The 15215-nt window shown below is 33.4% G+C and carries 12 protein-coding genes, 1 tRNA gene and 2 pseudogenes; 8 read left to right on the plus strand and 7 right to left on the minus strand.

Going from position 1 to position 15215, the window contains the following annotated elements; all coding sequences use genetic code 11:
• A pseudogene (locus JR312_RS02070) lies at positions 1–579 on the plus strand (carbamoyl-phosphate synthase large subunit); the annotation flags it as partial.
• 271 nt (positions 580–850) lie between these two features.
• Positions 851–1198, plus strand: a complete 348-nt coding sequence (locus JR312_RS02075; RefSeq protein ID WP_007302306.1) for a diacylglycerol kinase — start codon at positions 851–853, stop codon at positions 1196–1198.
• Between the two features lie 6 nt (positions 1199–1204).
• On the opposite strand, the gene JR312_RS02080 is transcribed toward JR312_RS02075, so the two are convergent.
• The 3 genes and pseudogenes from JR312_RS02080 to JR312_RS02090 form a co-directional block, all read right to left on the minus strand.
• The gene (locus JR312_RS02080) at positions 1205–2116 is read right to left on the minus strand and encodes an RluA family pseudouridine synthase (protein ID WP_416647598.1); all 912 of its coding nucleotides are present in this window, start codon (positions 2114–2116) and stop codon (positions 1205–1207) included.
• 35 nt (positions 2117–2151) lie between these two features.
• On the minus strand, positions 2152–3966 hold the full coding sequence (locus tag JR312_RS02085) for a hypothetical protein (RefSeq protein WP_416647599.1): 1815 nt from the start codon (positions 3964–3966) through the stop codon (positions 2152–2154).
• A 41-nt stretch (positions 3967–4007) separates the two neighbouring features.
• Positions 4008–6112: pseudogene (locus JR312_RS02090) on the minus strand (ComEC/Rec2 family competence protein).
• Positions 6113–6208: 96 nt separating this feature from the next.
• Here JR312_RS02090 and JR312_RS02095 point away from each other — a divergent pair.
• Positions 6209–6285, plus strand: a tRNA-Met gene (locus JR312_RS02095).
• Positions 6286–6650: 365 nt separating this feature from the next.
• Positions 6651–7331: a hypothetical protein gene (locus JR312_RS02100; RefSeq protein ID WP_264330938.1), complete on the plus strand. Its 681-nt coding sequence runs from the start codon at positions 6651–6653 to the stop codon at positions 7329–7331.
• A gap of 25 nt (positions 7332–7356) precedes the next feature.
• On the opposite strand, the gene tmk is transcribed toward JR312_RS02100, so the two are convergent.
• Positions 7357–7950: a dTMP kinase gene (gene tmk / locus JR312_RS02105; RefSeq protein ID WP_264330937.1), complete on the minus strand. Its 594-nt coding sequence runs from the start codon at positions 7948–7950 to the stop codon at positions 7357–7359.
• A 102-nt stretch (positions 7951–8052) separates the two neighbouring features.
• Between tmk and JR312_RS02110 the strand changes: the two genes are divergently transcribed.
• The 3 genes from JR312_RS02110 to JR312_RS02120 all read left to right on the plus strand — a co-directional run bounded on the left by JR312_RS02110 (position 8053) and on the right by JR312_RS02120 (position 11599).
• Positions 8053–8625, plus strand: coding sequence for a thioredoxin family protein (locus JR312_RS02110; protein WP_416647600.1), 573 nt, complete (start codon positions 8053–8055; stop codon positions 8623–8625).
• 5 nt (positions 8626–8630) lie between these two features.
• Positions 8631–10349, plus strand: a complete 1719-nt coding sequence (locus tag JR312_RS02115; RefSeq protein WP_416647601.1) for a monovalent cation:proton antiporter-2 (CPA2) family protein — start codon at positions 8631–8633, stop codon at positions 10347–10349.
• Between the two features lie 89 nt (positions 10350–10438).
• A complete protein-coding gene (locus tag JR312_RS02120; RefSeq protein WP_264330934.1) occupies positions 10439–11599 on the plus strand; it encodes an aspartate kinase in 1161 nt (386 codons plus the stop codon).
• A 17-nt stretch (positions 11600–11616) separates the two neighbouring features.
• On the opposite strand, the gene recF is transcribed toward JR312_RS02120, so the two are convergent.
• Positions 11617–12696 carry a DNA replication/repair protein RecF gene (recF, locus tag JR312_RS02125; RefSeq protein WP_416647602.1) on the minus strand — a complete coding sequence of 360 codons (1080 nt, stop codon included), beginning with the start codon at positions 12694–12696 and terminating at the stop codon, positions 11617–11619.
• Between the two features lie 8 nt (positions 12697–12704).
• Positions 12705–13172, minus strand: coding sequence for a thioredoxin-dependent thiol peroxidase (gene bcp, locus JR312_RS02130; RefSeq protein ID WP_416647603.1), 468 nt, complete (start codon positions 13170–13172; stop codon positions 12705–12707).
• Positions 13173–13235: 63 nt separating this feature from the next.
• Here bcp and gshB point away from each other — a divergent pair, with 63 nt between their 5' ends.
• Complete coding sequence (gshB, locus tag JR312_RS02135; protein ID WP_416647604.1) at positions 13236–14162, plus strand: glutathione synthase; 927 nt, start codon at positions 13236–13238, stop codon at positions 14160–14162.
• Here the strand turns inward: gshB and JR312_RS02140 are convergent.
• Positions 14147–15169: a UDP-N-acetylglucosamine--N-acetylmuramyl-(pentapeptide) pyrophosphoryl-undecaprenol N-acetylglucosamine transferase gene (locus JR312_RS02140; protein ID WP_416647605.1), complete on the minus strand. Its 1023-nt coding sequence runs from the start codon at positions 15167–15169 to the stop codon at positions 14147–14149. The genes gshB and JR312_RS02140 overlap by 16 nt on opposite strands.
• Between the last annotated feature and the right edge of the window lie 46 nt (positions 15170–15215).

The raw sequence follows: 15215 nt of genomic DNA on the forward strand, positions 1-15215 counted from the left end.
AACAAGCCTTTCAATCATTTTGCAGTTAAAGCTGCTGTTTTTCCATTCACGCGTTTTTCGGGAATTGACACTTTACTTGGTCCTGAAATGAAATCAACAGGAGAAGTGATGGGAATTGACTTATCTTTCGGAGCTGCACTTGCAAAAGTGCACATGGCTGCAGGATACAAGTTACCAACAGAAGGAACAGCTCTGGTTTCAGTAAAAGATGATGATAAAGAGTATATATTGCCTGTTGTACGAATGTTGAAAGAACTGAGTTTTGAAATATATGCCACCAAAGGCACAGCTTTGTATCTGAACAATAACGGCATTGCTGCAAAAGCTGTAAATAAAGTGAGAGAAGGCAGACCCCACATAGTTGATATGCTCAAAGATGGAAAAATAAATCTAGTAATCAATACTTCAAAAGGTGTGAAATCAGTTTCAGATAGCAAAGATATCAGGAGAACTGCTATTTTGCAAAATATAGCTTATAGCACCACAGCTTCTGGGAGTAAAGCGTTAGCGCTTGCAATTCAATATGTAAAGAATAGCAAATTGGAAGTGAAATCATTACAGCAGATACAAAATGTTTAAATATCAAGACTATAATAAATTATTACTTATTTCAAAATGAGGATCGTGTAAGCTAAGGCGAGAGAAATTTAATTAAAGGATTTTTGTGTCAGTATCAATATATAACTGCCTTGAGCGTTTGTTGAAAGGCTTTGTACTAATTTTCTTGATTCAAACAATATGCTAGACTTTAACTTAAAAATCTTTGTAAGTGATCACGACTGAAAGGTGTTTTCATGCATTTTTTACCTGAGTGCAATAAGTGTAATTCATTGAGTTTCCAAAATTGATAATGAAGAAAAGCATTACTCGTCTAATAAAAGCAATTCAATACTCCTGTGAAGGAATAAAATCAGCTTTTGTATCAGAAGTTGCGTTCAGACAGGAGTTACTGCTTTTTATAATATGTGTTTCAACTTTGTTTGTTTTAGATGTAAGTAATTTAGAACGTGCAGTAATGGTAAGTAGCCTATTTTTGGTGTTAATTGTAGAAATTATTAACACTGCTTTTGAAACAACAATTGAGCGTATTTCCAGTGAACAACATATACTTTCAAAAAAAGTGAAAGATCTAGGTAGTGCAGCAGTTTTTCTCTCATTAATTAACTTCTTGATAACATGGATGATAATATTGATATGAATGTTGTTAAGATATATTTTCAAATTCACCGATTAAGACTTGCATGTCTTGTGGTAAATCAGAAACAAATTCCATATATTCTTTACTTTTTGGATGGTATAAGCCTAGCGTGTGAGCATGTAGTGCCTGTCTATTGAAATTACGGATAAAGTCAGAGTTTTTGGCATGTTTTTCACTTTTACTACTATTTTTTCCGTAAACTTGATCACCAACTACAGAATGTCCTATGTGGCTCATGTGTACTCGAATTTGGTGTGTTCTGCCTGTCTCTAAAGTACATTTAACCAGGCTTGCTTGCCCTATAATTTTCTTCACTGAATAATGAGTGATTGCTAATTTACCTGCTGTTTTTGTGACACACATCATTTCTTTATTACTGCGTTTTGGAGCAATATGGGTTTTTACTGTTCCTTGCAGATTAGGTAATGCTCCCCAAATTACTGCTAAGTATTCCCGTTTTATTTTACGATTTGATAGCAGCTCAGACAAGAAGCTGTGGGATTGTTCATTTTTTGCAATTACCATGAGTCCACTAGTATCTTTATCAAGCCTGTGAACAATTCCTGGTCTTGTATTTGTATATGGAATTTTGCCAAGGTGAGCGATCACTGCATTCAGGAGTGTATCATTGTTTGTTCCAGCACCTGGGTGTACTGTTAATCTACTTTGTTTACTCAGAACTATAATGTCCCCATCTTCGTAGATGATATCAAGCTTTATATTATAGTTAGGTTCAATTGATGTGGATATGTCAGGTTGAACGAGATGTACTATATACTCTTCACCTGGTTTTACTATGTGGTCATTATTAATTATCGGCGTGCCAAGTAATGTTACCCTCTCATCTTGTATCAATCTTTGTGCTTTACTGCGTGATATGTTACACTTTTTAGCTATGTAGGTATCTAGCCTTTTCATTACTAACAATATCTAAGACTATATATCTATAGTAGCTACCTTGAATAAGCTACTTCAAATGCTGCATGAACATCTGGATCCACAAAATCAACTTTTGTGTTAGGTTGAGCTTGAAGCCCATCTTGTTTCTGGATATTAAAAGTCATTTGAGAGCCATCTTTCCAGTGGATTATTACCTTGTTATCAAAATTTCTTAATGTTACCTCACTGACTTTTTCTCCCTTATCATCTTTTTTTTCTTCCAACTTAATAGATTCTAATAAATAGAAGAAAAACTCACTTGCTTTGCCATTAATTTTTTTTTTCCATTCATCTGCTTTTTCTTGTTCAGATAATTCTTTTTCCAATTTTGCATTTTCTTTCTCCAGTTCTTTTGTCCTTTTTTTTGATTTTAATAGTCTATTTTTCTCTATTGCTTTTCTCTCTTCATCTCGCTGTTCTTCAAGAGGAGAAGGAGGAATAGCACTGTCTTCATTGCTAGTAGGTTCGTTTGTTTGTTTATTCTTTAATTCCTCTAGTTCATCTTTTACTTTTTTTAGTTCTTCTTCTAATTCCTTCTTTATCTTTTCCGCTTCTTCTTCTTCTTGCTTTTTCAACATACAAAAAAAATCGTTGTCGTTGCTAATTATTTCTTCTCTAGATTGAAAAAAGCCAACAAATCTGCTTGGTTCAAATCGCTCAACCTTATCTTCAGCGATTTTAATAGTATTCTCTAAACTAGAAAAAATGCTTTCAATGTTTAGTGAATTTGTTCTTTTTGCCAACCCTTTAGCTTCGCTTAAAATGACCATCATTTCCTTACGCAACTTATCTAAATCTTTTTTGATGTCTCCTCTAATTCCTTGTAGATGAACAAGTGTTTCTTGAATTTCATCATTTGCAGGCTTTAGAAGGCTATTATCAAGTAGATCTTTAACTTCATCTAGCTGCTTATCAAATGAAGCAACAATTTTATCTGTAAAATCAGTCAAGTGCTTATCAAGTAATTTTATCAATCGAGATATAGAATCATTTTCTTCCTCATCTTTTGTCTTTTTTTCTATTACCGATACAACCCCACCTCTTCTGAATGGAAAGAGAATATCCAAATTGTTAAACTTTTTAACAATATTATGATTATTGTTTATCTCATTGTTTTTTAGCTTGCTGAATGTTATACATATCCCAACAATAGCAATGATACTAGCCAGTGCAACTATGGCCCATTCCAAATCCTGAACATTGGCAAAGCTAAATCTATTTTGTATTAATGCGCCAACTATAATTACAGTGCTAATTATATATGGTATGGTAAGAAAAATGGCCTTATTTTTATTCTCTTGTCTTTGATCATCTAATGTTTTTTTTTGATTTTCAGAAATTGGCAAAATTATTGAAAAGTTTGCTTTTTTGCGACCTATAAGACTTAAATTTGGTTTTATCTCTATTTTTAGAGCATTTTCAGCAAGTTCACTTATCTCGTTGTCTTTGCCACCTCTAATTTTATCATTTATTAATTCCTCTATCGGCTTTTTTCCTTCTTTTATCTTCTGCTTATGCATATATCTCATAGCAGAAGAGGCTACAAAAGTTGTTAAAAGAATAATAGAAACCAAAGTGTAAATTGGCATGAATGTTGGGTTAAAAATATCTGTAATAAAGCTTAAATTATTACTAGTTATTATTATTGCAGCTACATAAGCCAAAGAAAATTGAAGCCAAGTATTTACAGCCGCTATGGGCAGAGTGTTACTTACAGAATACTTTCTTGCTGCACGCCATAATCTAGGGAAAAAACCAATAGCATCATCTATTTTGGCAAAATTATGATCTACTTTAACACTTAAAGGATTTATTATATCTAAAGGCATAAACTTTCTAGCACCTAATTAATTATATACTAATAACACTTTTAAAACAAGTTTTTTGGCTTATGCCAAGGACGATTAGAACGCACTTTACTAACCTTTATGCCACCATCTGTTAGCCAAACAGAGTGTGTGCCATATGCCTCTAAGTCAGCATACTTGATGGTTTTAGTATTGCAAGCTGGATAGTTGAATTTGCTTAGCTGAATTATTAGATTAACGTTATCACAACTTTCCATAATATCCTCTTTCTTATAAGCTAACAACACTGATCTATCATTCTCTTTGCTATATATGCAACTATACTTTAGCCTTTTGTTTGAGTTGTGGTATTTAGTGTGATTTACAATTTGATTCTGCCCATTTTGCTTTGCCCACGTTTTGACAACAAAATTCCTGTTTTTTCTAGTAAGAGAATATAGCAAATTGTCATCTTCTTTTACAGCAGCATTATCAGCACTAACTAGAATGTCAGGGGTTCTATACATAGCGCTAGAGAAAATACCCAGTACAATAAAGAAAATTCCAAAGAAACGCCAATTTCTTTCCCACAGGCATAGCCATAATAACCCAAGTGTTATGATAACAATTGATGAGGCAGGAAAAGTGTGAATAGGAATAACCAGATACTGAAGACTAGCAATCGCGTTTGTTATATATAGAACGCTGTCAATTGGGCGTTCTATGAGTAGCGTTATAATCCATTCAATGCCTAAAGGAATCAATAAAACATAGATTATTCCAAGTGGAATAATAATGAGTGTAACTATTGGTATAGCAATCAAATTTGTGATAATGCCACTGATTGAAAAATAGTTGAAATTACATATTGTGTACGGAACAGTTGCTAAGCTTGCTATTACTGAGCTGATCATTATCGACACAAAATATTTTATTATTTTTATTTTGAATAACTTATTGGCATTAATCTGATAACTGGCAACTAGTGCCAAAACAGCAGAAAATGACATTTGAAAACCTGGCTTTAAGATTGCTTCTGGCTCCACTATGAGTATCACCGAAGCAGCAAACGCAATTGCTATTAATCCTCGATATTTTCTCTCTATCATTATTGCGACAAGTACTAAAATTACCATAATATACGCGCGCTGAGCGGAAATTTGCATACCAGTGATCAATAGATAAAACGTGGTTGGCAAAATGGTAAGAAATGCAGATATTTTCTTGGTGTTATACTTAAGAGTCAAAGTTTCAGATATTGCAAATAAATTACGGAATACTATAAAAAATAGACCAGCAACAAACGATAAATGTAAACCAGATATAGCGAATAAATGTGCTATACCTGAATCTCGTATCGCATTCATAGTTTTTTGATCTATCCCCCGTCTTTTTTGCCAATTAATAATGCAGAGATTATGTCCGCGTGTGGCTTTTTGGTATTTTGCTGTAGGTTTTCATAGATATATTGACGGAAAGATTCTATATACTCTTGAAATTTTCTTGCTTCAGCCTTTTTGTACAGGACTATTTTGCTTGTTGCAAAGCCTGTTGCACTTATTTTCTGATAATATGCTATTCGTGCAAAGTCATATGCATACTCCGAAGGCGCAATCTTTAGAGGGAAGAGTTTTGCTGATAATTTTACTTGATCGCCTATTTTTATGCCTTCTTCCACTTTAGTTCTAACTGATATTCTGATGTTATCTAGAGCTCTATACGGTGTCATTCCAGCGCGTAACGCTGGAATCCATATCTTTTTTTTCTGGATCCCAGTATCAAGTACTGGGATGACAGGAGAGGATTTTGAGGTAGTAGAGACAGAAAGCAGAAATTGTTTGTATGAGCCCCTGTTATTAATATCCTTCACTGTAGCAACAATATCTTTCACATACCTTTCCTTATCAAGAATGTGAGTATTAACTGAATCTGTTCTGAATTTGCTGGTTGTAAATCCTATGAGCACTGCAATTAAAGAAATGCATAATATTACGCACTTCCTGTATAATGTTGCAATCAGAATTAGTATAGGTGAAAGCAAGAGAAAAATAGATATAGTGAAAGCACAGCTTGGTTCAAAATTTAATGAGAAATAGGTTAAAATTCCTGCACACTGAAAAACAGGGAACCACAATATCAAGTTATATTTTTCATTGCACAGATTGTTATGTATATAATTTACTATCATGTTAAGAAAGGTTAATAGATATATAAATATATGTAATAGTGTGATTTTATTCTTTTATTTATTATTATTACGCATATAATAATAAATAAGCAACGACGCGGGATGGAGCAGCTCGGTAGCTCGTCAGGCTCATAACCTGAAGGTCGTAGGTTCAAATCCTACTCCCGCAACCATCTTGCAATTGTACAAACATCGCGATTTCTCTTAATTATAATAGCAATGATATTTCTGACTCAAAGCTTGTTTTTGACCTGTAGGCTCAATCGCAGCATTCAGTAAAAAACTTAAGGTATTTATTGGTGAATTACATTAAATTATAGTGGCTGCATGTCTTTTTTATTTTTTCTACATTTAGCCAAATCACGCTTGTTAGTACATTATCAATTTAAATTATTAAAACTCGCTATTCGGGACTTCTTTTGCCTTTTTTCTATTTGGTTGGATGATTTTATAAATTAATTAAAATATTCATAATATTGATTTCTTATCACAACAATGCTATTATTAAGCTAATATTACTTTTAGTGAGGTGTGAGCAATGGTTGATGTAGCTTTTATTGGTGTAAATACAGTTATTGATAACGGATACAGAAGAAAAATAAAACTCGTTATGTCAGGGTTATTTTTAGCTGTATCAGCAGCAACTGCTGTTTGGTTTATCTTTCCTGGATCGCAAAATGTACTTGCTCCTTTCTTGCTTCCAGTTATATTCCTTCTTTTGACCCTATCTATGGGATATTATACGTTTCTTTTTGGTTGTGAGAAAAAGTCTGTAGTAGAGAATGTTCTTGGTATGGTTGAACCTGCTGAATCAGTTAAGAGGGTGCGTTGCCAAGACGAGATCGAATATTTGCTAGCAGAAACAAGAGATATTACAAAAAGTAAGTTTTGTAACGTACTGATTAATCTTTGTTTTGAGGATCGTAGCAAAGCGCACAAACTTGCTTTATATGTAAGAGACATTGATAGCGTTGCATCCTTGATAAAAGACGAGGATCTGTTAAATCACTTTGATCAATTTTTTACCATAACTGAAGCAAGCAATAAGAATAGTAGAAATGAGCTAATTAATCGCGCAAGAATATATAGAACAATAAGTGAAAAACCTAAAAATGAAATACAAAGTTTTTTAGATAATCAAAAAGAGAGTCTTTCATATGAAATAATGTCACCTAAAATTGACAATTTTTTGCTACAGGCTAGTATGGTGACTGTTTAAACTAGCAAAAGTTCAATGCGTGTAGCTAAGTTTTTGCAATATCAATAATTTCATTTTGTACGTGATTATCACTTTTTGTTTCAATTTTAGTAATAACACTGCACCTGTTGGGTTCTTTTTTAGCTATTTCTTGAAATCCTTCTCGAACTTTATTATAAAAATCAACGTTCATCTCTTCATATTTATTTTTGTCTTTTGCTCTGCTGAGTCCAACTTGAACATCAATATCTAAAATAAATGTGATATCTGGATATTTAATTTCCACTAATTTGTGTAAGTCTCTTATTAGACTCAAGTCAACACCTAGTCCATACCCTTGATACGCAATAGTTGAGTCAATAAACCGATCACAAATCACTATTTTCCCTTCTAAAAGAGCTGGCAATATTAATTTTTTCATATGTTCGTGCCTCATCGAGATAAGCAGCAAGAGTTCAGAAATAGGATCAATATTATCCTTAAGTAGTAATCCTCTTATTTTTTCTGCAAAATCAGTACCACCTGGTTCTCTAGTCAATACGACATTATTTTCACCGTGAATTTGCTTGAAATAATTTGCAAGTAACTCAGACTGTGTTGTTTTACCAGAACCATCTATTCCTTCAAAGGTTATGAACATAAATTTTATAATTACAATGCTAAATGCAAACAGTTTACATAGAAACCATTTGACATTTAAGCAATAAGATCATAAATTGTGGTATACAATTCTCTATGAGCTATGGTTACGCTAGACACTCCTAAGATAAATTTAGACTTTACTGCAAAGAATTTCAATCTCCTGGGAGTGGATAACAAATATTATACATTAAGTGACTGCTATGGGGAAAATGGTCTCATTGTAATGTTTATATGCAATCACTGTCCTTACGTTCAATCAATTATTAGCGATCTAGTAAGCGATGTTAATTTGTTAAAAAAAGATTATCAGGTAAACACCGTTGCAATCATGCCAAATGATGTAAATGAGTACCCAGAAGACTCCTTTGAAAACATGATTAATTTTGCCAAGGAAAATAAGTTTACATTTCCATATTTGATTGACAATAACCAAGAAGTAGCTAAAGAGTATGGTGCTGTTTGTACCCCTGATTTTTTTGGCTTTAATTCCAAACTAGCCCTCTGCTATCGCGGGCGTTTTAACAACACAAAAAAAGAGAAAGTTCAAAATTACGAAGTAGGAAGTAGTGATTTATTTCAAGCCATGAAATTTATTGCAGAAACTAGCAATCCTCCAGTTGACCAAAAATCAAGCATTGGTTGTTCAATAAAATGGTCTAATTCTACAGGTTGAATATTATGCACAGCGGCTCTCAGCATTTGTTTGATATTATAATTTTACTCTCTGCTGCTGTGTTTATAGTCATAGCGTTTTGGAAAATGAATATTAGCCCAGTACTTGGTTACTTTGTTGCAGGTGCGTTGATTGGTTCTCATGGGTTTGATCTGATAAATTCAGTTGAAGTAATGGATAACTTTGCAGAGTTTGGCGTAGTTTTCCTATTGTTCATTATAGGTCTTGAATTGACATTTGAACGCCTTATCGCTATGCGTAGGCATGTGTTTGGGTTTGGTTCCCTTCAAGTTATAGTTACCATGATAGCAATATGGTGCATTGCTCTTGCCTTTGGAGTAAATACAAACATGGCAGCAGTTATCGGTGGTGGACTTGCACTATCCTCAACAGCAATAGTGTTGCAGGTTCTGCAAGAAAAGGGTTCTCAAGCAAGCCAAGTTGGTAGATTGTCAATAGCAGTGCTACTAATGCAGGACTTTGCAGTGGTACCTCTAATAGTACTAGTGCCTCTGCTTACTGGCAATTCTGAACACAGCTTAATAAGCTCGTTGGCAGGCTCATTAGTGCAAGCAGCTATTGCATTGGTGTTGATATTTGTAACTGGTAGGTTATTACTGAGGCCATTGTTTTCGGTTATTGCCAAAATGGAGAGTAATGAGATCTTTATATCAACAACACTTCTGATAATATTAGGATCAGCATTTATTACTGAACAATTTCATTTATCAATGGCATTAGGCGCATTTGTTGCTGGGTTACTAGTTGCAGAAACAGAACACAGGAATTCGGTAGAGCATGCAGTATTGCCATTTAAAGACTTATTTCTTGGTTTATTCTTTATGACTGTTGGCATGTCTATTGATATTGACCTTTTACTCAATAAGTTACCACTCGTTACTTTATTATCAATTATCCTTATCGTTTTAAAGACGTCCATTATATATACATTGTGTAGATTTTTTGGATTTAGAAGTGCACCTGCAATACAAGCTGGATTACTGCTTGCACAAGGCGGTGAATTTGCATTTATTTTATTCCGTTTAGCAGATGAATTAGATGTACTATCAAGTGAAATCGCTCAAGTGCTTATGATGGTAACTACAGTAACTATGGCTTTTACTCCTCTTTTATCGGGAATAGGAGACTGGATAGCAAATTCATTTAGCACTGAAAAAATAATACTAGACGATGAAGCAATCGAAACAGACACACAAGATCTTTATAACCACGTAATAGTTGCCGGGTTTGGTAGAGTGGGATATATGGTAACGAAAATGCTTACTGCAGAGCATTTAAGTTATGTTGTTGTAGATATTCAATCAAAAATAGTGAAAGAAGGAAAAAATGACAGTTTCCCTATATATCTTGGAGATGCTACAAGATATGAAATTTTAAAATCAGTAGGAATAGAAAGAGCTCAAGCTCTTGTGGTTTCAATAAAGAACGAAGTCACTATAAAGAAAATAGTTTCTCTAGTTGCAACAAACTTCCCGCATGTAAATATTATAATACGTTTACCAGATTTGAATAATGTGGAGGTTTATAAAGATCTAGGGGCTAGTAAAGTTATTCCCGAAACGTCTGAAATTGGATTACAGCTAGGTGGAGCAGCATTAAGTTTAAGTGGTATTAGCGAAAGCGGAGTTACATCTTTAAAAGGTAAATTCAGAAAAGGCAACTACAGTATGTTAAAAGACCTTGGTAGTGATAAAGATGAATAATCCTCTATCACTTTAATTAGTGACCAGAAAAACACATTTAATTAAGCAACTATACTCTCTAGAAAGGTGAAATTGACCTTATTGTAACTATGAACAAAATAATAATAAAAAAATTTGGTGGTACTTCGCTAACTGACTTAAATCGAGTTGCAAATCTAATAAAAAACGATATTGAAAAAGGTTATAATGTAATTGCTGTTGTATCTGCTGCTGCAGGATTCACTGACCAAATGGCTTTTCAAGCCAGGCAAATTTCAAATTTAAATTGTAGACAAGAGTTATCAGAGTATGATGTCCTGCTTTCAGCAGGAGAACAAATCTCTTGCGGGTTATTAGCTATCACTCTTCTGTCTGTTGGAGTTAATGCTAAATCATGGCTCGCCTGGCAGTTACCAATTCTAACGGATAATTTTTATTCTGAGTCTAAAATAAAAAAGATAAAAATTGACCATGTAAAAAGATCTTTTGCTGAGGGTTATACTGCTGCAATCATTGCTGGTTTTCAGGGTATATACGATGATAGAATCACTACTTTTGGTAGAGGAGGATCTGACATCTCAGCAATTGCCTTTGCTGTAGTCTTTGGTATTAGGACTTGTGAAATTTTTACTGATATTGACGGAATATATACAGCAGACCCAAAAATTGTTCCAAGGGCACGCAAGCTTAAATCTATCTCTTACAATGAAATATTGGAGATGTCGTCATCTGGTGCTAAAATATTGCATAATCGTTCAGTACAACTTGCAATGAAGCATAATATTAAGGTGCAAGTGTTATCCACTTTTGAGGAAGTAGAAGGCACTACAGTACTACACGAAAAAGATGTACTGGAAAGATACTTAATTACTGGAATAACTTATAGCACTCACGAAGCTCTTGTAACTTTTACTAACTTTGCAAATACTCTGGATACTTTAAGAGATATAGCAGGAGCAAACGTTAAAGTTGACATGATACATGGGTCAAGCTTTTTGATTTCTAAATTTGATGTTGATTTAATGACAAAGTTATTGAACAAAAATGAAAATTATGTCGTAAACAATAATATAGCTAAAATTTCAATAATTGGTATTGGTATTATGTCTAACACTGAAGTGATGTACCGCACACTCAAGGTTTTAAGCGAAAAAAAGATAGAAATACTTGCTGTCACAATGTCCGAAATCAAGATCAGTATAGTTGTTCAAAAAAAACACGCTGAGGCTTTAATTAGAGATTTACATACCGAATATGAGCTTGATGTATGAGACAGCACGCTTGAAATTTATTTACTTGATAATTCAACAAACTTGAAAGAGCAAAGATAGTTATTGAAATTATCTTGATTTACATCGGTTATCCAAGTTTGACATTGAATGCTTAACACCTCCTCCATTAACACCTTTCTGTAATCTTTATCCAGATGCGACATTATATCGTCAAGCAGAAGAAGAGGTGCTTTATTGTAGTAAATACACCTTGCTTTTACACTGGATAAGATGATAGAAAGCAGTAATAGCTTTTGCTCTCCAGTAGAACAAAGATTTATTGGCATGTCCCCTTTTTGGCAAAAAACCCGAAAATTATCATTATGTACAGAAAAGGTTACTCTACCAGTTAATGAGTCTTTTTCTCTGTTTTCCTTTAGACGATTCTGAAAATATTCTGCAGTATCGTTCAAAGTTAGCTGACTGCTAAATTTCAAACTTGCCTTTGGAAAAAACTCACAAGAATGGTTATCAATTGTGCCCTGTAGTATTTTTAAAACAGACAAACGCATACGTAAAATATCAACTGCATTGGTAGCCATGACATTTTCAAGGCTAGAGAGCCAATTTCCGTCTAAAATATTCTCTCTAAGCAGTTTACTTCGCTCATGTTTAGCTTTCCTGTATTTCATATAGCAATAAGTGTAATTTTCTTCAAACAGTGAGACGATACGGTCTAAAAATTTTAATCTGTCGCTCGGAGAATTAAGAAGAATATAGTCCATTTGTGGAATGAGCCATATTACATTGGATATTCTATACAGAGATGAATAACTTGATTGTGTTTTTCCATCAATTTGTATTAGTTTATTATTAAGATTCTTTCCTATACCAATTGAGTTAAAGTATGTTCCATTAAAAAAGTCATAATGCACTGCCCAATCTTCATTACTGAGTCTATTTTGCATCTCACTAATTTTTACTTTTTTCATGCCATTACTTTTAGCAAGCAATGAGATTGCTTCAAGTATATTAGTTTTACCAATACCATTTTGACCAGTTATTACAACCGATCTATCGTCTAAATCCAGTTCGAAATTTGAATGACTACGGAAATTATGTAATTTCAATTTTTTCATATAGCAATGGGTAGCCATTCTTTAATTTATATTCTGCTTACTTCCTCTAAAACCTCATCAACATGTCCACTCACTTTTACATTTTTCCAAATCTTCACTACTTTGCCTTTTTTATCTATTAAAAAAGTAGTACGCTCTACTCCCATATACTTTTTGCCAAACATACTTTTCTCTACCCAAACACCATACTTTTCCAACATTTCAGCATTTTCATCAGAAACTAAAGAAAATGGCAGAGAATATTTTGCTTTGAAGTTAGCGTGGCACTTAACGCTATCTTTTGATACACCAATTATCACTGTGTCAAGAGAAGAAAAATTTTCTATATTGTCTCTAAAGCCTTTTGCCTCCATTGTGCAGCCCGGAGTATCGTCTTTAGGATAAAAATAAAGAACTACATTTTTTTTATTAAAAAATTCACTCAGTGATAAAATCTCACCAGAATCTGTTGGCAAGCTAAAATCAGATGCATTATTTCCTATTGTTAATTCCATACTTTGCTCCATTATTAACACTTTTATGGTACTATATTATATTGTAATAGGAAGGGAGGATAAATGAAAGTAGCTTTTCAGATGGATGAAAGTATAAATTTTGAAGCTGATACTACATTTTCATTAATAAAAGAAGCGCAAAGAAGAAGGTACGAAATTTTTGTTTATGTACCTAATAATTTAGCACTCAAGTTAAATCAGCCAATTGCCCTTTCTCAGAAAGTCAGCGTTGATGATTGTAGCTTCATTTCAAAAGAGGATGTAGTAATCAACCTAAATGAAATGGATATCATATTTATCAGACAGAATCCACCATTTGATATGCGGTACATTACAACAACCTATATCTTAGAAAAGACTACTGCGTTAGTAATAAATAATCCAACAGAAATAAGAAACTGTCCTGAAAAATTAATTACTTCACTATTTCCAGAGCTAATTCCTCCAACTTTGATCACTGAAAATATATCGATGATTAGAAATTTTTGTCACGACTATCAAGATATCATCTTGAAACCACTATATAGCTATGGAGGAAATGACGTAATAAGAATACAAGACCAAAATAGCATTCAAGTGGTAGTCGATCTCATGATTGCAAAATATGAATGTCCTGTAATTGCACAAGCATTTTGTAAAAAGATAAATACAGATAAAAGAATACTGCTACTGGATGGAAAGCCAATAGGAGTAATGAAGCGAGTTCCAAAATCTAGCGGAGAAATCAGAACAAATTTGAGACTCGGAGCAAGTTTTGAGCCTGCCCAAATGAATGATAGAGACAACGAAATATGTAATAAAATTGGTCCTGAGCTAAAGAAAAGAGGGCTAATATTCGTTGGCATTGATATTATAGATAACTTCCTTCTTGAAATTAACACAACTTCGCCTACGGGAGTAGTTTATATCAATAAGTTGTATAGTAAATCACTAGAAAAAGAACTATGGAATGCATTTGAAGAAAAAGCAATTCGTCAACTAAGTTCTTGAGCTATTGCCTTAATAAATTCAGTAACTCCATTCCTTATTCTTGTTTTCTTAGTATTATTAGCCATATCACGCAATTTTTGACAATTTTGCAATAAATCAACTAGCAACTCTCCTAGATTCTTTTTCGCGTTACTATTTTGCCCAAACATTACAGCTGCTCCCGAATCTTCAATATGTTTTGCATTATAAAATTGATGGTTATCTTTTGAGTGAGGATAAGGAATATATACAGCAGGACGCTCAGCAAGAGTAATCTCTGCTATTGAAGTTGCCCCCGCTCTGCTAATTACCAAATGAGCATTGGCCAGTTTATTTTCCATATCATCGAAAAACTCACTTAACTCACAATCAATTCCTTCACTTTTGTATAGACTCTTGACCTTGTTTATATTTTTCTTCGTACATTGCTGCGTTACTCTAATCCTCTCTTTTACTTCAACAGGTAGATCACAAATTACGCTGCTCACTACATCATCAAAAAAATTTGCACCCTGACTGCCTGCTATTATTAACACGTTTAAAACTGTTTCAGCTCTAGAATAGCCTTGTGCTTCTATACCGACAAAATTTCCTGTAAAAACGCATTTACTACCTTCTGCATACTTAGTCTCTGGAAAGCTAGTTGCAATTAATTTTGCACTCTTGAAAAAGAATCTATTTACTCTCCCTAAAACTATATTTTGTTCATGTAAAATTATAGGTATAGAAAAAATCTTTGCTGCAAAAAGAGTTGGAAAAGAAGCGTAGCTACCAAAACCAATGATTAGCTTTGGTTTTAATTTTCTTGTTTGATACAGTGCTAATACACAACTATACATTAACAAAAAGAGAAACTTCAATTTGTTGCCACTTGGTTTGCACAATGGTAAAATATAACTTTCTATATTGATGGTTTTTTGATCAGTGAATAATATACAATTGTGCCCTTGTACCTTTAGTGCTTTTGCTAAGGTTATAGCTGGAAAAACATGCCCACCTGTACCGCCTGTTGCTAGAATAATATCCATCTGTAAATAGCAATTTGATAATAGATTATTAATCATTTTTTAATAA

The sequence above is a fragment of the Wolbachia endosymbiont of Nasonia giraulti genome, from assembly GCF_048054155.1.
GTDB lineage: Bacteria > Pseudomonadota > Alphaproteobacteria > Rickettsiales > Anaplasmataceae > Wolbachia > Wolbachia pipientis_C.